Genomic DNA, 17,040 nt, shown 5'->3' with positions numbered 1-17,040 from the left:
AGGCCCGCCGGATTACCACGCCGTCTGCCCGAATGGCAGGCAGGCAACGACTCGCCCTCATCATCCTGCTCGCGGCCAGCTTCACCCTCGCCGTTGATTTCTCCATCCTCAACGTCGCCCTCCCCGCCATCGGTGCCGACGTCGGGTTCAGTTTGGAGAGCCTCCAATGGATTGCGACGGCGTTCGCCTTGTGCGCCGCCGGACTGACCTTACTGTTCGGACGTGTTGCCGACATCGTTGGCCGCCGCACGATGTTCCTCATAGGGATGGCGCTGCTCGGTGCAGCCTCCCTGGCCGGTGGCATGGCAGTCGACCCAGCCGTACTGCTGATCGCCCGTGTGGGCCAAGGTACCGCCACAGCCATCGTCGTGCCCGCTGCCTTGTCACTATTGCTGGCTTCGTTCCCGGAAGGACCGCTCAGGGACAAAGCCCTGGGACTCAACGGTTCCCTTATGGCCGCTGGGTTCACCACCGGCGCCATCCTGGGAGGCCTTCTGACAGACCTTCTCAGCTGGCGGTGGGCCTTCTTCCTGAACGTTCCCGTGGCCGTTGGAGTGCTTGCCATCGCTCCGATCGTCCTGGCCGAAAGCAAGCCCGCTGCCAAGCTGCGGTTGGACGTACCGGGGGCAATGACCGTAACTCTGGGCCTTCTGGCCTTGGTTTTCGGACTCACCAACGCTGCCGAGCACTCGTGGACCGATCCGCTGACCTTGGGTGGCCTGGGGGCCGCCGTCGTGTTCTTCCTTGCGTTCGCAGCCGTCGAGCGGCGTGCTGCGTCGCCGTTGGTGCCGCTGGAGATACTGAAGCGGTCGACCGTGGCCTGGGCGAACATCGCAGGCATTTTTGCGTTTGTCACGGAGACGTCCCTGGTTTTCCTCCTGACCCTGTATCTCCAGCAGGTCCTCGGCTACACACCTTTCGGTGCAGGTCTGGCCTTTGCAGTATTGGGTCTTGGTACTGTCCTGGGCGGCGTCCTCGGGCCGAAGATCATCGGCATGATCGGGGCCAAGATGGCGATCGTTTATGGATTCCTCGTTCAGGCAACGGCCACTGGCCTGCTTGTGCTGCTCAGTGCTGACCCTGCTTCCATCGGCCTGCTGCTGACTGCAACGTTCATCGGGGGAGTCGCGAACCTTGTGGTCATTGTCGGGTTCATGGTCACCGCAACCTCGGGCCTGCCTGAATCCGAGCAGGGTTTGGCCACGGGACTGGCAACCATGAGCCAGCAGATCGGCATCACCCTGGGCATTCCGGTCATGAGCGCTGTCTTCACCGCGCATATTCTGGCCATCGGCCGCCAGGATGCCCTTTCGGTGCTCAGCGGCGTGACAGCCGCCGTCTGGGTCAATGCCGGGCTGTGCCTCCTGGCGGCACTTCTTGTGGCTGTGTTCCTGCGGAGACCGATGCCGGTCACCCCGCAGTCGCTACCGGCGGTCAGCTGACTGCCGGCGGCGCCTGACGTTTCGAATAACGAGCCATCCCAGAAAAACCGCCAACGCTGCGTACACGGCGTAGTTGAGGAACCGCGAGTACTGGTCGATCAGGTGGTACTGCTTGCCAAGCAGTGACCCCAGGCCGATCAGTACTGCGTTCCATGGTCCCGCGCCGGCGATCGTGAAGATGGAGAACGTCATGAGGTTCATCCGTTCGGCGCCTGCGGGCAAGGAAATGAGGCTCCGCACGCCGGGGAGTAGCCTGCCGAAGAAAATCGCGGACTTGCCGTGGCGTTCGAACCAGCCGGAGGCTTTCTCGAAGTCCTCCCTGTCCACCAGCGGAAGTTTCGAAAGCAGCGAGATGGACCTCTCCAAACCAACCTTGTATCCGAGCCAATACAGGAACAACGCCCCTGCGTATGCGCCAAGCGTGCTGGTGACGAAGACCAGAACAATGTTCATGCTTCCCTGCTGGGTCAGGAACCCCGCGAGGGGGAGTATCACCTCGCTGGGGATGGGAGGGAACACGGTCTCCAGGAACGTCATCAGGCCGACGCCCCATTCGCCCAGGGCATCAATCACCTGGGCGGCGACCCCCACAATGCCGGTCAAGTCTTCGGTGGAACCTTGGGCTCTCGGTACACTGATCAACTCTTTGCCCTTTCATGGACTTCGCCACAGTAAACGCTATTGCCACGAATGCTTTTGGGCAAAGTTGCCTGCTTGGACGCGCGGCTGCCTCTCTGATCCCGGCAGGGTGTCGTGCCCTTTACGGGCCCCGGAGGATCGGCAAGGATGACGAGATTACCCAGCCGTGCCTGAAGGAGCATCGCGATGACCAAGTACCTGATCTCTTTTCCCAGTGCTGCCATGGACATCACTGAGGAAGAACTCCCTGCAGTGGCTGCGGCGGCCCACGCCGTAGTGCAGGAGGCCAAAGACGCAGGAGTGTGGGTGTTCGGCGGGGGTATCGATGAAAGCATCCCGCCGGTCATGGTCGACGGCGGCGGCTCGGTTCGGGAGGGAACGTACCCGCAAACGTCGCAGCTCGAAGGTGGCTATTCCATCCTGGAGTTGCCCTCCTACGAGGCCGCACTGGAATGGGCCACAAGGATGGCGGCGGCGTGCCGCTGTGCCCAGGAAGTCAGGGCTTTCCAGTACGATCCTGCCAGCTGATGCCCATTGTTTTGGACCCCCGTCACCTATATCGTTGACTATATCGTTCAGTATCGTTCGCGAATCTCAGAGGTGAGCTTGATGCACAATTCATTCCCTTCAAATGGCTTTATGGGCAACAACCTGGATGGCATGTGGCAGGCCGTGGAAGAGTTCCGGTCACGCTTCGAGAAGCGCTCCGGGGGCCGGGCCGGGCGCGGCGAACTAAGGACCGCGATTTTGGCCCTCCTGGCTGAGCGTCCCATGCACGGTTACCAGATCATCCGGGAAATCGAGGAACGCAGCGGCGGAAGCTGGAAGCCCAGCGCGGGTTCCGTATACCCAACGCTTCAGCTGCTCTCTGATGAGGGATTCGTCAGTTCCGAGGAATCCAGCGGGCGCAAGATCTACGCCCTGACCGAAGCAGGCAGGGAAGATGTAGCAAGCTCCGAGACGTCCGCACCCTGGGGCTCCGTGGGTGCTGCATCGGGTCCCGGGTTCGCTGCATTGCCCAAAGCCGGGGTCGAGCTCGCCCAGGCCGCAGCGCAAGTGGGCCGGACAGGCACGCCACAACAGGTTCGGGAAGCGGTGACGGTGCTCGAAGAGGCTCGCCGCCGTCTGTACTCGATCCTCGCCCAGGACTGAAGGGGTGACGTCGGTTCGACCGGATCAGGCAGAGCACGTCCCGGGCGCTGTGAGTGCACGTGCCCGTTACCGTCGCATCCTGCGGTTCGCTGCCTGGCATCTTGCGGTGACGTGGTGGTTCGAGCTTTTCCTGCCAAGGTTGGGCCTGCGCCGGCTGACTGAACGCAATCGTGCCCGGCGAATGACGCGTTTCGCTCAACGGTTCCACCAACTCGCGGTGGAACTTGGCGGCCTGATGATCAAAGTGGGACAGTTCATGTCCTCGAGGCTCGACGTCCTGCCGCCCGAGATCACCGCCGAGTTGGAGGGCCTGCAGGACGAAGTGCCGCCCGTCCCGTTCCAAGCCATCCGCCAACTCGCGGAGGCCGAACTCGGCGCACCCTTGGAGTCGGTGTTCGCCTCCGTTGAGGAGGTGCCCATCGCGGCGGCCTCACTCGGACAAGCCCACCGTGCCAAACTCTTGGCAGGCAACGCGGAGGACACTGGGCTGAGCAGCGTGGTTTTCAAAGTCCAGCGGCCCGGGATCCAGACCATCGTCGATATCGATCTTGCCGCACTGCGCAGGGTGGGAGGCTGGCTAAGCCGGATCCGCATTGTGTCCGACCGTGCCGATGTTCCCGCGTTGATCAAGGAATTTGCCCAGACCAGCCTTGAGGAGATCGACTACCTGAACGAGGCCGCGAATTCGGAGCGGTTCGCCGCTGACTTTGCCCATGACCCACGCGTGACGGTGCCGGGAGTGGTGTGGGAGCGGACCACCCGCCGTGTGCTCACCCTTGAAGACGTGACCGCCATCAAGATCACGGATACCGAGGCACTGCGGTTGGCGGGAATTGATCCCGCGACTGTCGCGCCCGTTTTCGCGTCAGTGATGTTTGACCAACTGTTCACCAATGGCTTCTTTCACGCCGACCCGCACCCCGGAAACATCTTCGTCACCCCGAACACCGGCACCTCGGAACATCCGTGGAAGTTGACGTTCATCGATTTCGGCATGATGGGCGAGGTTCCGGCGAAGACAAGGTCCGGCCTTCGGAAGCTCCTGATCGCAGCAGCCTCACGGGACGGCAAGGGGCTGGTGGCCGCCATCAGCGACGTCGGCGTGCTGATGCCCTCTGCTGATACGGTCGAATTGGAGCGGGCCATGACACAGCTCTTTGCCCGCTTTGGAGGCATGGGTTTCGCCGAACTGCGTGACGTGGATCCGCGGGAGTTCCGCGATTTCGGCGCAGAGTTCGGAAGCGTCATCCGTTCACTGCCGTTTCAGTTGCCGGAGAACTTCCTGCTTGTTATCCGGGCGATGTCCCTGACGTCCGGGGTTTGCAGTTCCTTGGATGCCCGATTCAATCTGTGGGATTCGGTCGAGCCCTACGCGGCACAGCTCCTTCGTGATGAACGCGGCAATCTGGTAAATGACATTGCCTCCCAGGCGATGGAGGCCGCGACGCTGGCCTTGCGCCTACCGAAACGCCTTGACAGCTTGATCACCCGGGTCGAGGACGGGTCGCTGCAGGTTTCGAACCGCAAGCTGGAACGCCAGCTGGCGCGGCTCATACGTTTGGCCCGTTACGGGGTGGCTGCTGTGCTCTTCGCTGCGTTGCTCATTGCCGGTTCCGTGGTCAGGGGAGGGGATGCGGTTCTTGGCGACGTGCTGATGTTTTCGTCAGTGATCCCGTTGCTGGGTGCGCTGCTGACGGGGCGCCGACACAGATCCTGAGGGCACGGCCAGTGCCGTGCCGCGCCGTAGAATTGCCCTGTGACTGAGACCCCTGCCCGTCGTCGTGAGGTATCCGGCGGCATGAACGGACCCATTCTGGTGGGCGTCATGCCTGGGCAGCATCCGTCGGTGGTGGAGCAGGCAGCCGTGGTTGCCGGCGGCACACGCCTTCCGTTGGTGTTCGCCTACGCCGATGTCACCGTCTATCCCGTGGACGGAACCACAGGAGGACCGGCGGCACCCATTGATCCCGATGGCGTGGACGGCGATTCCCGCAACGCCATCGAAGCGCTGAAGAGGACCATCGCGGATCAACTGTCCGGACTTGATTTCCAATGGTCGATCACGCCGCTGGCGGGGGAACCTGCGCGTGCCCTGGCCCGCGAGGCGGAGGCCATTGGAGCGTCGATGATTGTGGTGGGTACACGCGAACACCGCCTGACCGCGGCACTCAAGGACGCAACTGCCGGTTCCGTGGCCCGCCATCTGTCTCACCGGCAGAACCGCCCTGTGCTGGTGGTGCCTGTGAACCCGCGGGTCCCGAACGACGATGACGACGAGTAAAGCCACACGCCCGGTACACCTGCACTGGCGGTTCATGGGGATAGTGGCCGCCGGAGGGGTGCTGGGGGCAATGACACGCTATGGCCTGGGAATGGTGATCCCCGCGCCCGGAGCTTGGCCCCTTCCCACCCTGATCATCAACCTTTCCGGGGCTTTGGCCCTTGGTGCCCTTCTGGAGGGGCTCTCCCGCAGGGGTCCCGACGTCGGAAACCGCCGGGTCTTGCGGCTTGCGCTGGGAACGGGGTTCTTGGGCGCCTACACCACCTACAGCACCCTGGCCGTGGACGCCGTGCATTTGCTGAACGCTGACGCAGTTCCCGCAGCTGCGGGCTACCTGACGGCAAGCCTGCTGGGCGGGGCCGCCGCTACGACTGCGGGCATATGGCTCGGCGCCTGGCATCACAGACTGACGGAGCGGGCCCGATCATGACGGTCCTTCTGCTTGGCTTGGCTGGAGGAGTGGGCGCGGTCGCCAGATTCATGGTCGATGGCCTCATACGCGCAAGGCTGAAGACCGCCCTCCCTTGGGGCACCATCCTGATCAACGTTTCGGGCTCTTTAGTGCTCGGATTCTTAGCTGGGTTGATGATGCGCGGCGAGGCGTCCGAGACCCTGTACCTTGTCCTGGGCACTGGTTTCCTGGGAGGCTATACGACATTCAGCACGGCAAGCCTGGAGACCATCAGGCTTATCCAGAGCGGCAGGGCAGGGCTGGCCCTGATCAACGGTGTGGGCTCCATGGCCGCCTGTGTCCTGGCTGCCGCGGCCGGTGTCGGACTCACTTTTCTCCTGCCCTAAGCAGTGTGTGTCCGCCCGTCAAGGACGCAGTCGCGCGGCTGTAGGATCTAGCCATGGCTAACAAGACTTTCAATGAACTGTTGTCCGCCCAGGTTGCCAATGAGTTTGCAGCCTCCCAGCAGTACATCGCTGTGGCTGTGTACTTCGACGGTGAGGATTTGCCACAGCTTGCCCGGCATTTCTACCGCCAGTCCCTGGAAGAACGCAACCACGCCATGATGATGGTCCAGTACATGCTGGACCGTAACGTCCACGTCGAGATTCCGGGCATTTCCCCAGTGCGCAACAACTTCACCAATGCCAAGGAACCCATCGCCCTTGCCCTGGAACAGGAGAGGGAAGTCACCCGCAACATTGAGGAGATGTTCCGTGCTGCCCGTGCCGAAGGCGACGCCCTGGGCGAGCAGTTCATGTTGTGGTTCCTCAAGGAGCAGGTTGAAGAGGTCGCATCGATGACCACGCTGCTCAACATCACAGAACGCGCCGAGAATCTCTTCGACATTGAGAACTACGTCGCCCGCGAAGCAGTGGGCGACGGCGGTCACGACGCCAGCGCGCCCTCCGCTGCCGGTGGCGCCCTTTAGGAACCGGCAACAGCCCGACGCAACGCGCATGACGGGGAAGGTCGCCGGAAGCTCAGCTTCCGGCGGCCTCTTCGCGTGCAGCGTCGTCGTCCGCGTGGGACCGTCCGAGCAAGGACAGGCGGCTCGCGATGCGGGCGAAGTCCATCGGAAGGCCGCTGCGGCCGGCCCCGACGTCCCAGTCCAGCGGGCCGGGGCCGATCAGGAACAACGTGATGTCCTGATCGTGCAGCACGTCCACCACGTTGCTGAACCTTTGCCAAGCCGGCGCGGATGCCGCATCGGCGTCCGCAGGTGAGGGGACGCCGTCGATCACCCAGGTGGTGAACGTTTCGGCCAGTGCCAGATAGTCGGACGTGGAGGTCAACCCGCCGCACAACTCCTCGAATCCAACCCACAGGAGGTCGGGATCGGAGTTCTTGACGACGATCGGCTGGGTGGTGGGGGTCAGCACCCGGCTCTGCGACGGTGACGGGATGAACAGGCCCAGCCGGCCCAGCTGGCGGGACGTACCGGGTGTCACGATGCGTCCTGCCCGGAAGGACTCCCTGCCTTGGGGCTCTGCGGACCCGGCTGCGGGGAAGCGTCGAAAATCTGAAGAACCATCGATTGTCACTATGTCCATCATCTCCTTGATGGCCTCAATGGTGGGCAGGAAATGGTCGTGCCAAAGAGGGTTGGGCAGCAACTCGTCCGGCGCGAAATTGGACGTGACCGCCAAGGGGATGCGGCGCTGCGCGGCAGTTCGCAGCAGACGCGCAATGAACATGCCATCGCCGACGTCGTGGACGTGAAATTCGTCAAAGAAGAGCACCTCAATGCCGTCCAGCAGCGAGTCCACCGAATGCTGGATGGCCGTCGAGCTGCCGGCATGGGAACCGTGGGTTCCGGCGTGGAGGCTGCGGAAGAAGTCGTGGAAATGCACCCGCCGTTTGCGCACATCGAGCTGCCCAAAGAAGCTGTCCATCAGCCAGGTCTTTCCCCGTCCCACAGGTCCGTGCAGGTAAAGGCTCCGTGGCATCTTCCGCGAAAGAGTCCGACGCCGGACCGTCACCTCCGCGCCCATGGCCGCCAACCGCCCGGCTGCACGCTGCTGGCTTTCTTCGAGCGCAAAGCCGGACTGTCCGGCGTCGAGGTTTATTCCTTCGAGCAACCTCCGGGCGATGTCCCGGGTTGCTCGTGGAGTTGGCCTCAAGAGTGGCGTCACAGCCATCCTTTGCGCTTGAAGATGACGTACATGAGCAGTGCCACGCCCACCATGAGGCCGATCGCCATGGGGTAACCAAGGTCCCAGTGGAGCTCGGGCATGTGGTCGAAGTTCATTCCGTAGATTCCTGCCACGAACGATGGCGCGAAGAGGATGGCAGCCCAGGAGGAGATCTTCTTGACCTGCTCGTTCTGGGCCGCGCTTGCCTCGTTCTGCCGGTTTGCGGTCAGTGTGCCGTCCAGGGTCAACGCGTTCTGGAGGAGGTCCCGGAACGAGTTCACACGGGAAATGACGCGTTGCACGTGGTCTTCGACGTCCCGGAGGGAACGCTGCAGCTCGATGTCCACGCCATATTTCTCAAAACCCTTCTCCAGAAGCGACATGATGTCCGGCAGGGGTTGGATCGCCCTCTGGAACTGGATCACTTCGCGGGCGAGTTCGTAGATCCTGCGGGAAACAGCGCTGTCACCGCTGAAGAGCTGGTCTTCGATTTCATCGATGTCGTTCTCCAGGCCGGCGACCACGGGCGCATAATCATCCACCACCTGGTCCAGCAGCGCGTACAGCACCGCTTCCGGGCCGTGGCAGAGAAGATCCGGCCGTGCTTCCAGGCGGTGGCGGACACGGGCAACCCCGCCGGTTTCGGCATGGCGGATGGTCACCACAAAGTTGACGCCGGTAAAGATATGGAGTTCCCCGAATTCCACGGACTCGGAGTCATCCAGATACCTCGCCGGTCGGAGAACCGTGAAGAGGTTGCTGTCGTAGCGCTCAATCTTGGGCCGCTGGTGCGCCGAGACGGCATCCTCCACAGCCAGCCGGTGGAGGCCGAACTCCCGGGCCACCGCGGCCATTTCTTCCTGCGTGGGGCGGTAGAGGCCGATCCAGGCCATGCCGCCGTGCTTGGCCAATGTCTCAAAGGTTTGCTCGAGGCTGTGGGGGGTGGCAGTGCGGACGCCGTCCACGTACACGGCGTTGTCGATAATGGTCACAGGTTGAACGCTACTGCATGGCCCCGATGATCGCCCCGGCAACAGTCATGGCAAGAATGTCGTGGCCGGAATCGATCACGGTAACCGTCGAGGGGCGTCCCGCAAAGCCGTTGTGGATCACGTGGCCACCTGCACGGAAGACCACGGCGATGATCAGGGCGAAGACGGCACCTGCCCAGAAGGTGTTGATGTCAAGCGCGCTGAGCAGGATCGCCAGGAGGATGCTGGTCACGGCCGCTGCGAGCATCATGGGTACCCAGATCCCGGCTCCGCCGTCGATGTTCTTCAGATCGTCCTCGGTCTTGCCGATGGCCTGCATCCACCTGCGTCCAAGAACGGCCGGCATGTACCAGACAAAGCCGATCACCATGCTTGAAACGAAGGCCAGGAGAACGGCGAGCCAGTTGATCTGGGAGATATGTGAGAGCCAATCCATGCCTAAGATCCTAGTTCGTTCAGGCCTCCGCGCCCGGGCTCTGGTTCTCGTTCCTGCTGCGTGTTGGTACTGAGGCCATCCGGCCGATGAGCGGTTCCGTGCGGTAAGGGATGTGCGTGTGGAGCGCCAGCACCGTTTCCGTCCTGATCACTCCTTTCGTGCGGAGGACCGAGCGCAGCGCGGACTGCAGATTATGGGTGTCGGTTGCGACCACCCGGCACCACAAATCTCCCCTGCCGGAGATCTCGTGCACTTCGAGGACCTGGGGGATGAGGCGCAGGGCGCCGATGACGCCGTCGAGTTCGCGGTGGGTGACCTCGATCGTGACGAAAGCGACGACGTCGTATCCCACCTTCTCCAGGTCGACCTCCCGTCCCGCGGCCTGAAGGACGCCGGTGCGGAGCAGACGCTTAAGGCGGCTTTGGGCGGTGTTCCTCGCGATGCCCAGACCGTCGCTTAGTTCGGCGATCTGGATGCGCGGATCCTTGATCAGTTCCAGGAGGATCCGCAGGTCCATGGGGTCGAGGGTGTTCAAATGGTCACTCCAGATCACTCGGCTGCTAGGTCTTTGAGTATTTTGCTCAATCCTTGCATGTTTACAGCTCCCAAAGTTCAGTCCTCCTGCATTCTATTGCCATCAATACTTAGCCGGCCTGCGTTTCCCACAAGGATGCCAAAACCGGCACCCGAGTCCGAAGGCATGGAAATGACTGTCTTGAGCGAACTCCGCATGCGTCCGGCCACCGCCGAGCGCTGGGGATGGGATGCCTCCACCACGGCCAGGCTGGTCCTGGCAGGGGTCGTGATCTTCACGTTGCTGGTTGGCGCGAACCTCGCCACACCCCTGTACCCCTTGCTCCAGGCCAGGATCGGCTTGTCATTGCTTGACGTGACCGTGGCCTTTTCCAGCTATGTGCTGGCGTTGGTGGCTGTCCTCATGGTGGCAGGGCACTGGTCGGATCACATCGGCCGACGGGCGGCACTGGTGCTCGCGGTCCTGGTGGGCCTGGCGGGCGGGGTGATCTTCGCCAACGCAGATTCCCTCCTTACCCTGTCTGTCGGCAGGGCGCTCCAGGGGGTCGCCGTCGGCCTCGCTACCGGAGCAAGTTCCGCGGCGCTGCGGGAGTTGCTGCCCCAACGCCCGGACTGGGCTTCTCGCTTCACGCTGCTTTCCTCGGCAGGTGGCGTGGCTGCAGGTCCTGCCATTGGCGGTCTTTTGTCGCTCCTCCCGGAGCCCACCCGCACGCCGTACTACGTCCACTCGGCCGTGCTGCTGGCCGCCCTCATTCCCCTGTGGCTGCTGAAAGCCAGGCCCGCGATCGCCCCCGCAGAAGGTCCAAAAGCCCATAGGGTGCTGGCGCCCCGGAAACCGTCCATTTCACACGAGGCCAGGGGAGCTTTCTGGATGGCGGCCACCACTGGATTCCTGAGCTTTGCGGTCTTCGGTTTCTGCTTGTCGCTCGCTCCCGGATACTTCGCCACAGTGGTTCACGCAGACTCCCGGCCCTTGATCGGAGTGCTTGCCGGAGTCACCCTTGGCGCATCAGCACTCAGTCAATTGCTGGGTGTCCGTGGGCGTTTCGTTGTTCCCGCGGCGCTCGCAGTACTGGGTGTTTCCGTGGTCCTCGTGGGAGCTGCCGCCGCGTGGTCAAGTCCTTGGCTGCTGGTGGCAGCGAGCATCTCGGCCGGCATGGGCCAGGGAATTGCCTTCCGGCAGGTATTCAACGAGGTCGCCGGAAAGGTAGAGGCGGCCCGCCACGCACAAGTCATCAGCACGGTGTACGTCATTACCTACCTTGGAAGCGCTGTTCCGGTGATTGGGCTGGGACTTGCCGTGACGGCACTTGGCCTGCAGGCCGCCGTCGTGGGCTTCACCGCGCTATGTGGCCTCGCCGCGCTGACGCTGGCCGCCGTGTCCATGAAGAGTGCCCTGCGGATCTGACGCTGCGGGGCCGGTGTTGGCAGGGATCCGGTGTTACTCGGGTAGTGGTCCCCGGTTGCCCGGGATGTGCTGGAACACCATGGTGGTTTCCGTGTGGCCGACCACGGGGTCGGTGGCTAGGTTGTCCAGGAGCCAGTTGCGGAGGTCGTCGGTATTTGCGACGGCGATGTGCAGCAGATAGTCCACCGAACCGGTGGTGTGGAACGTTGAGATGACGGCCGGGAGCTTGGGCACGCGCGCCGTGAAACGGTCGATCTGGTCGCGGTCGTGGGCGCGGAGGCGGACAGCGATCAAAGCCTGTACCGAGCGGCCAATGGCCGGCAGGCTCAGCACAGCCTCGAAGCCTTCAATAATGCCGCGCTCGGACAGGGCCCTGGTCCGCATCAGGGCCGTGGACGGTGCGATCCCCACGAGTTCTGCCAACTGCTTGTTGGAAATGCGGGCGTCATCTACCAAGGCAGCGAGGATCCGCTCATCGATCGCGTCCAACGGCTCTGCGCTGCCCGTGCTCGACCGAACATTCTTCGTGGGGTTGCTCACGGATCCTCCTGAAATTGCCTTCCACCCATCCTAAGCGGTGAATTCTTCAGGTGACTATCGTTGTGCGGGCTTGCTGCGGTCCCTCCGGCGGTCCAAGCGCTGGAGCGGCTCGCTGAGCAACATCAGGAGCAACGGAAGATTTCCCGCGGATGGAATCACAAGGGCCAGCACGAGGGCGGCGAGGAAAAGCCCGGCCACTATCGCCCCTGCCCGGATTCCGGAGCGTGCCTCCACCGCGTCCATTTCGTGAAGCTCGGGATGCGAACGGAGATAGATGCGTGCCAGGAGAAGCGTGAGGCTGGTGGCAAACAATGTCCCGATGTACACCAGGGGTTGGGCCCAATCGGCGTCCATCTGGGTGGAGAGCGACGTGGACACGGGCATGACCACAATGAAGAACATCCAGGCTACCGTCAGCCACAACAAACCCGAATCGATCTGCCGGACCTTGCGGAACAGGCGGTGATGATGCGTCCAGAACACGGCAATGAGGATGAAGCTGAGGGCAAAGCCCAGCAAAGCGTATTGTTCCTCGACGAGCCATTCCGCCGTGGTTCCATGATGATCGGCCAGTTCCCCCACGCTCTCCATGAGGGGAAGGATCAGCAGGGTCAAAGCAATCGCCACCACGGCATCGGTAAACGCCTGCAAACGTTCCGGCGACGACAGTACCCGTGTACTCGCGAGCTGTGTCATGCCTCCGATTCTAGGACCAACACGGCCCGAATCAGCGGGAAATCCGTGGTGAACGGTGCACTGCCAAGGTGACTGCCGCCGTCGTGCATGACAGGGCGATGACGCCCGCCGCCAAAGCGGTCCAGCCGAAGTGCTGGAAGACCAGGCCTCCGGCCCATCCGATCACGCTGGAACCGAGGTAATAGGACAGGTTGTACAGGGACGCTGCCTGTGCCCGGCCGGTAGTGGCAATGGCGCCGGTCCAGCCGGAGCCCACGCTGTGGGCTGCGAAGAAACCGCCGGTGAAAACTACCAGCCCGGCAAGGATGGCCACAAGGCTATCCACCAGGGTCAATGCCAACCCGGCCGACAAAACGGCGATGCCCGCTACCAGGACGTTCCGCCGTCCGAACCTGGTGGTGAGCCCGGCCGCCCAGCGGGAACTTACCGTGCCCGACAAGTAGGCAAGGAATATGAGGCTGACCAGGGTGGCTGGCAGCCCAAAAGGCTCGGCATGCAACCGGAAACCCAGGTAGTTGTAGACCGCTACGAAGCCACCCATGAGGAGGAACGCCTGCAGGTACAAGGACAGGAGTTTTGGATTGCGTGAATGTCCGCCCAACGTACTGAGGGCGCCACGGAACCCTGCGGCCGGGGCTGGCGTGAAGCGCCGCTGTTTGGGAACAAGCACCAGGAACAGGACGGCGGACACGGTGGCCAGCAGCGACACGGCAAGGGTCGCTGCACGCCAGCCCCACAGTTCGCCGGCGGGACCCGCCACGAGTCGCCCGGCAAGGCCGCCCAGGGTGGTGCCGGCTACGTAGCTCCCGGCGGCCAGGGCGGTATGGATCTTGGTGACTTCCTCATTGAGGTACGCGATGGCGATTGCGGGTATACCGCCCAGGGCCATGCCTTCCAGCATCCGCAGACCCAGCAGCATGGGCACATTCGGGGCCAGCGGAACAAGCAGTCCCAGGATCGTAGCGGCAGCGATGCCGATGGCCATGGCACGGACCCTGCCGATCCTGTCGGCAACAAACGACCACGGAAGCACGGTGGCGGCGAGACCAACCGTGGCCAGCGAAATGCTGAGTGCGGCTTCCGCTGCAGTGATCCGGAGGTCCGCTGCCATGAGGGGCAGCACGGCCTGGGTGGAATACAGCTGTGCGAACGTCGCGACGCCGGCCAGGGCCAATGCCGCCAGAACACGGCTGTAGCCGCGGGACCCCTTGGCGTGCCCGTCCCAGCTTTCGGTTTCAGCCTCAATGCTCGTTCTGTTCACCGGCCCAGAGTAGGACGACCTCGACTACCCATTCCAATGCATGGGTTACGTATAATTGATGCAGATATGCATGAGTTGTGTTGCTGAAAGGGAACGTCGTGGAACCGGATCACCAGCAGCTTGTCCAACTCCTCCCGCTCCTGCCGGTCCTGGCAGAACTGGGCCGCACCGAACATATGACGGAAACCGCGGAATTGCTCGGGGTACCGCAGTCCACGGTCAGCAGGGCCGTGGCTCGGGCCAGCGCGATCGTTGGGATGGACCTGTTGGTGCGGGACGGACGCGGTATACGTCTCACCTCCGCCGCGAAGGCCCTCCTCCCGTACATCGACGCTGCGCTGGAGGATTTCCAGGCAGGCCTGGACCGGGTACGCCACGAATCGGACGTCGTGCGGGGGAGGATCGGAGTTTCGTTCCAGCACACGTTCGGCGAAGCCACCCTCCCTCTCCTGATCAGTGCGTTCCGCGGCCGCCATCCCCACGCAGCGTTCGAACTCTGGCAGGGACCCCGCGACGATTGCCTGCAACAGTTGGCCAGTGGGGAGATGGACTTCGCCTTGACGGCGCCCATAGCGCCTGAGGGCCGGGGCATCCGCTCCCATCCGCTGTACCGGGAGCCGCTGAGGGCTGTGCTGCACTACCGGCACCCCTTGGCCGGGCGGCCCAGCGTCAACCTCTCGGAGCTGCGGCACGACCCCTACGTGACGCTGCCGGCCGGAGTCGGCTTGCGGGCACTGGGGGAGGCACTGTTCCGTGAAGCAGGGTTCCGGCCACGCATTGCCTTTGAGGTCCAGGAGTCCACATCCGCCCGAGGGCTGGTCTCGGCAGGGTTGGGGTTCAGCATCCTCCCGCCCGCCGGGCCCGGCTCCGGCACCGGACAATATCTGCCCAAGACGGAACTCGGGCTCGTCGAGGTGTCCATTGAATCCGATCTGGCGTTCCGGCAGATTGGCATCGCCTGGCGGGAGCGGACTTTCGAGCCGGACGCGGTTCGGCTTTTTCGCGAACTGGTGGTGACCGAAGGCGGCGAACTGTTGGCCGAACTCGTTAGAGCCCGTTCAGGAACTCCCTGACAACATCCCTCGCTGATCCTGTCCGCGCCTGCTTCCAGCCCGTTCCTGCCCACAAGTTGAGGCGGTGCGGATCGCCCGCCGCGGACGCCGCAGCACGGACCGGGGCAGTGAGGTGGTGGATGGCCGGGTAGCCCTTGGGGGCATCCTGATGATCCTGTACGAACTCGTTCACCAGGGAACGTGCCGGACGTCCCGTGAAAGCCTGGGTCATGGCGGTTTGAGTGAACTCAGGATTCCCCAACGCGTCTTTGTGCGATTGGCGCGCGCCGCTTTCGTCCGTGCGGAGCAGGGCGGTGCCAACCTGGGCGGCTGCTGCACCGGCAGCCAGGACCCCGCGGAGCGTATTGCCGTCCATGATCGCGCCGGCAGCTATCAGCGGAAGCCCGACGGCGGCCCGCACCCGGGCGACCAGGTCCGCCGTCGTACTGGCTGGCGATGTATCCGGAATGCCGGCCAGGAAGGCCGCAGTATGTGCCCCTGCGGAGGCGTGCTGGACGACCAGTGCGTCAGGGCCCTCCTCGGCAGCGGCGAGGGCTTCCTGAACACTGGTCACACTGGTGACAACGAGTGTTCCGGCCTTCTGCAGGGACCCGACCACTTCGCGCCCAGGGAGGCCGAAAGCGAAACTCACCACTTCCACCGGGTCCGTCACGAGGATGTCGATCTTCTCCTGCCAGGCGTCATCGTCATCGAGGCGAAGCGGGGGCAAAGTGACACCGTAGCGCGCAGCCTCTGGTTCCAGCTCGGCGCGGTAGGCTTCCAGCCGTGCCCGCTCCTTGGGCCCCGGCGACAGTGCGTCCGGGTCCGGAACAAAGACGTTCATGCCGAACCTGATCCCCAGCGCCCTCGCAGCGGAGACCTCCGCAGCCATGGACCCGGGACTCTTGTACCCGGCAGCGAGGAAGCCCAGCCCGCCGGCCTCATGGACAGCGTGTACCAACTTCGTTGTTGATGTCCCTCCTGCCATCGGGGCCGCAATAAATGGTGTGCCAAACAGGAATTGAGGCATGGTCGGTTCCTCCTCAGGACGCTCCAAGCTAGTCTTTCACGGTGAACAATCATGACTCTGCCCTGCATTCCCCTGCCCCCTCCGCGGCCGCGAGCGGCACCGTTATCGGGCTCGACATAGGCGGCACCAAGACCCGCGGTGTGAGGTTTCAGGACGACGAACCGGTCCGGGATGAAACGTCAGGCAGTGCCAACGTCCAGAATGTCAGCCGGGAGCAGGCTGCGGCGAACCTGGCCGAATTGTTCGGAAAAATCGGTGGTGGCCGGATCGACCAGGTATACGCAGGTGCCGGCGGAATCGATACGCAAGAAGATGCCCAGGCGCTCGCAGACCTGATCGCCCCCCACGCGCCGGGGGCGCGCATCACCGTGGTCCACGATTCGAGGCTGCTGCTGGCGGCCGGGGGAGCTGGCACCGGTGTGGCCGTCATTGCCGGGACCGGTTCGGCGGCGTGGGGGAAGAACGACGCCGGTGAGGAAGCCCGGGCGGGTGGCTGGGGCTACCTCCTGGGGGATGAAGGAAGCGGGTACTGGCTCGGAAGGGAAGCCGTCCGGCACAGTTTGCGGCGGATGAATCAGGGCTTGGAGCCTGACCGGCTGAGCCGCGCGCTCCTGGATTCCTGCGGAGTGGATGAGCCGGGGAAGCTCATAGCCCTTTTCCATTCACCTGACACCGGCCGCCGCTACTGGGCACAACAGGCCCGGCTTGTGGTGGAAGCCGCCGACGCCGGTGACGAGGCCAGCCAGGCAATGGTGGTGCAGGCCGGGCGTGACCTCGCCGACCTCGCCGGACAGGCCACCCGCCAGCTGGGCCTGAACGGTCCGGTCATCCTGGGCAGCGGACTGGGAATGAACGTTCCCCGTTTGCAGGAAGCGTTCACGGCGGCACTCGCCGAACAAGGCATCACGGATGTGCGGATCCTGCGGCAGGATCCCGTCTTTGGCGTTCCCCGTCTGATTGCCGAGCAGCGGGCATCAAGCCGGAAATAAGG

General features: G+C 63.5%; 20 protein-coding genes. 11 read left to right on the top strand and 9 right to left on the bottom strand.

Features of this window, described 5'->3' with window-relative positions:
• The first annotated feature begins 32 nt into the window (after positions 1 to 32).
• On the top strand, positions 33 to 1,442 hold the full coding sequence (locus tag PYR64_RS13020) for an MFS transporter (RefSeq protein WP_275779954.1): 1,410 nt from the start codon (positions 33 to 35) through the stop codon (positions 1,440 to 1,442).
• Here the strand turns inward: PYR64_RS13020 and PYR64_RS13015 are convergent.
• Entirely contained in the window at positions 1,425 to 2,084 is a 660-nt protein-coding gene (locus PYR64_RS13015) for a DedA family protein (RefSeq protein ID WP_275775592.1), read from the bottom strand. The genes PYR64_RS13020 and PYR64_RS13015 overlap by 18 nt on opposite strands.
• Positions 2,085 to 2,267: 183 nt before the next feature.
• Between PYR64_RS13015 and PYR64_RS13010 the strand changes: the two genes are divergently transcribed.
• From PYR64_RS13010 to PYR64_RS12980, 7 genes are all read left to right on the top strand, one after another.
• Entirely contained in the window at positions 2,268 to 2,609 is a 342-nt protein-coding gene (locus PYR64_RS13010) for a YciI family protein (RefSeq protein WP_055971757.1), read from the top strand.
• An 81-nt stretch (positions 2,610 to 2,690) separates the two neighbouring features.
• On the top strand, positions 2,691 to 3,233 hold the full coding sequence (locus PYR64_RS13005; RefSeq protein WP_026266984.1) for a PadR family transcriptional regulator: 543 nt from the start codon (positions 2,691 to 2,693) through the stop codon (positions 3,231 to 3,233).
• Positions 3,234 to 3,237: 4 nt separating this feature from the next.
• A complete protein-coding gene (locus PYR64_RS13000; protein ID WP_055971760.1) occupies positions 3,238 to 4,950 on the top strand; it encodes an AarF/UbiB family protein in 1,713 nt (570 codons plus the stop codon).
• A gap of 39 nt (positions 4,951 to 4,989) precedes the next feature.
• On the top strand, positions 4,990 to 5,514 hold the full coding sequence (locus PYR64_RS12995) for a universal stress protein (protein WP_275775588.1): 525 nt from the start codon (positions 4,990 to 4,992) through the stop codon (positions 5,512 to 5,514).
• Entirely contained in the window at positions 5,501 to 5,944 is a 444-nt protein-coding gene (locus PYR64_RS12990; RefSeq protein WP_275775586.1) for a CrcB family protein, read from the top strand. The genes PYR64_RS12995 and PYR64_RS12990 overlap by 14 nt, the downstream gene beginning before the upstream one ends.
• Positions 5,941 to 6,312 (top strand): fluoride efflux transporter CrcB, encoded by a 372-nt coding sequence (gene crcB, locus PYR64_RS12985; protein ID WP_055971771.1) that lies wholly within the window; start codon positions 5,941 to 5,943, stop codon positions 6,310 to 6,312. The genes PYR64_RS12990 and crcB overlap by 4 nt, the downstream gene beginning before the upstream one ends.
• Positions 6,313 to 6,365: 53 nt before the next feature.
• On the top strand, positions 6,366 to 6,896 hold the full coding sequence (locus PYR64_RS12980) for a ferritin (RefSeq protein WP_275775583.1): 531 nt from the start codon (positions 6,366 to 6,368) through the stop codon (positions 6,894 to 6,896).
• 52 nt (positions 6,897 to 6,948) lie between these two features.
• Here PYR64_RS12980 and zapE read toward each other — a convergent pair whose 3' ends face one another.
• Genes zapE through PYR64_RS12960 form a run of 4 tightly spaced genes read right to left on the bottom strand, consistent with a single transcriptional unit; the run spans position 6,949 to position 10,063 of the window.
• On the bottom strand, positions 6,949 to 8,106 hold the full coding sequence (gene zapE / locus PYR64_RS12975) for a cell division protein ZapE (RefSeq protein WP_275775581.1): 1,158 nt from the start codon (positions 8,104 to 8,106) through the stop codon (positions 6,949 to 6,951).
• On the bottom strand, positions 8,097 to 9,092 hold the full coding sequence (gene corA, locus PYR64_RS12970) for a magnesium/cobalt transporter CorA (RefSeq protein WP_018776588.1): 996 nt from the start codon (positions 9,090 to 9,092) through the stop codon (positions 8,097 to 8,099). The genes zapE and corA overlap by 10 nt, the downstream gene beginning before the upstream one ends.
• Positions 9,093 to 9,102: 10 nt before the next feature.
• Positions 9,103 to 9,528, bottom strand: coding sequence for a DUF1761 domain-containing protein (locus PYR64_RS12965; protein WP_055971777.1), 426 nt, complete (start codon positions 9,526 to 9,528; stop codon positions 9,103 to 9,105).
• A gap of 19 nt (positions 9,529 to 9,547) precedes the next feature.
• Positions 9,548 to 10,063, bottom strand: coding sequence for an Lrp/AsnC family transcriptional regulator (locus PYR64_RS12960; RefSeq protein ID WP_026266981.1), 516 nt, complete (start codon positions 10,061 to 10,063; stop codon positions 9,548 to 9,550).
• Positions 10,064 to 10,234: 171 nt separating this feature from the next.
• Here PYR64_RS12960 and PYR64_RS12955 point away from each other — a divergent pair, with 171 nt between their 5' ends.
• Positions 10,235 to 11,470 (top strand): MFS transporter, encoded by a 1,236-nt coding sequence (locus PYR64_RS12955; protein ID WP_275775576.1) that lies wholly within the window; start codon positions 10,235 to 10,237, stop codon positions 11,468 to 11,470.
• Between the two features lie 33 nt (positions 11,471 to 11,503).
• Here PYR64_RS12955 and PYR64_RS12950 read toward each other — a convergent pair whose 3' ends face one another.
• Genes PYR64_RS12950 through PYR64_RS12940 form a run of 3 tightly spaced genes read right to left on the bottom strand, consistent with a single transcriptional unit; the run spans position 11,504 to position 13,967 of the window.
• Positions 11,504 to 12,010, bottom strand: a complete 507-nt coding sequence (locus tag PYR64_RS12950) for an Lrp/AsnC family transcriptional regulator (RefSeq protein WP_011775479.1) — start codon at positions 12,008 to 12,010, stop codon at positions 11,504 to 11,506.
• Between the two features lie 54 nt (positions 12,011 to 12,064).
• Positions 12,065 to 12,706, bottom strand: coding sequence for a TMEM175 family protein (locus tag PYR64_RS12945; protein WP_055971780.1), 642 nt, complete (start codon positions 12,704 to 12,706; stop codon positions 12,065 to 12,067).
• A 31-nt stretch (positions 12,707 to 12,737) separates the two neighbouring features.
• Entirely contained in the window at positions 12,738 to 13,967 is a 1,230-nt protein-coding gene (locus tag PYR64_RS12940; RefSeq protein WP_064721630.1) for an MFS transporter, read from the bottom strand.
• A gap of 98 nt (positions 13,968 to 14,065) precedes the next feature.
• On the opposite strand from PYR64_RS12940, the gene PYR64_RS12935 reads away from it, so the two are divergent.
• Positions 14,066 to 15,040, top strand: coding sequence for a LysR family transcriptional regulator (locus PYR64_RS12935; RefSeq protein ID WP_064721811.1), 975 nt, complete (start codon positions 14,066 to 14,068; stop codon positions 15,038 to 15,040).
• Here the strand turns inward: PYR64_RS12935 and PYR64_RS12930 are convergent.
• Complete coding sequence (locus PYR64_RS12930; RefSeq protein ID WP_064721631.1) at positions 15,015 to 16,049, bottom strand: nitronate monooxygenase; 1,035 nt, start codon at positions 16,047 to 16,049, stop codon at positions 15,015 to 15,017. The genes PYR64_RS12935 and PYR64_RS12930 overlap by 26 nt on opposite strands.
• Before the next feature lie 41 nt (positions 16,050 to 16,090).
• Here PYR64_RS12930 and PYR64_RS12925 point away from each other — a divergent pair, with 41 nt between their 5' ends.
• Entirely contained in the window at positions 16,091 to 17,038 is a 948-nt protein-coding gene (locus PYR64_RS12925; protein ID WP_039242281.1) for a BadF/BadG/BcrA/BcrD ATPase family protein, read from the top strand.
• Positions 17,039 to 17,040: the final 2 nt, after the last annotated feature.

This window comes from Paenarthrobacter sp. Y-19 (assembly GCF_029223985.1).
GTDB classification, from domain to species: Bacteria; Actinomycetota; Actinomycetes; order Actinomycetales; family Micrococcaceae; genus Arthrobacter; species Arthrobacter nicotinovorans.
This window is presented reverse-complemented; position numbering and strand designations above follow the sequence as displayed.

Excerpts from the sequence above, each read along its gene's own strand:
- PYR64_RS13020 (WP_275779954.1), top strand. The coding sequence starts at position 33 with ATGGCAGGCAGGCAACGACTCGCCCTCATCATCCTGCTCGCGGCCAGC.
- PYR64_RS13010 (WP_055971757.1), top strand. The coding sequence starts at position 2,268 with ATGACCAAGTACCTGATCTCTTTTCCCAGTGCTGCCATGGACATCACT.
- PYR64_RS13005 (WP_026266984.1), top strand. The coding sequence starts at position 2,691 with ATGCACAATTCATTCCCTTCAAATGGCTTTATGGGCAACAACCTGGAT.
- PYR64_RS12990 (WP_275775586.1), top strand. The coding sequence starts at position 5,501 with ATGACGACGAGTAAAGCCACACGCCCGGTACACCTGCACTGGCGGTTC.
- crcB (WP_055971771.1), top strand. The coding sequence starts at position 5,941 with ATGACGGTCCTTCTGCTTGGCTTGGCTGGAGGAGTGGGCGCGGTCGCC.
- PYR64_RS12980 (WP_275775583.1), top strand. The coding sequence starts at position 6,366 with ATGGCTAACAAGACTTTCAATGAACTGTTGTCCGCCCAGGTTGCCAAT.
- zapE (WP_275775581.1), bottom strand. The coding sequence starts at position 8,106 with ATGGCTGTGACGCCACTCTTGAGGCCAACTCCACGAGCAACCCGGGAC.
- PYR64_RS12965 (WP_055971777.1), bottom strand. The coding sequence starts at position 9,528 with ATGGATTGGCTCTCACATATCTCCCAGATCAACTGGCTCGCCGTTCTC.
- PYR64_RS12955 (WP_275775576.1), top strand. The coding sequence starts at position 10,235 with ATGACTGTCTTGAGCGAACTCCGCATGCGTCCGGCCACCGCCGAGCGC.
- PYR64_RS12945 (WP_055971780.1), bottom strand. The coding sequence starts at position 12,706 with ATGACACAGCTCGCGAGTACACGGGTACTGTCGTCGCCGGAACGTTTG.
- PYR64_RS12930 (WP_064721631.1), bottom strand. The coding sequence starts at position 16,049 with ATGCCTCAATTCCTGTTTGGCACACCATTTATTGCGGCCCCGATGGCA.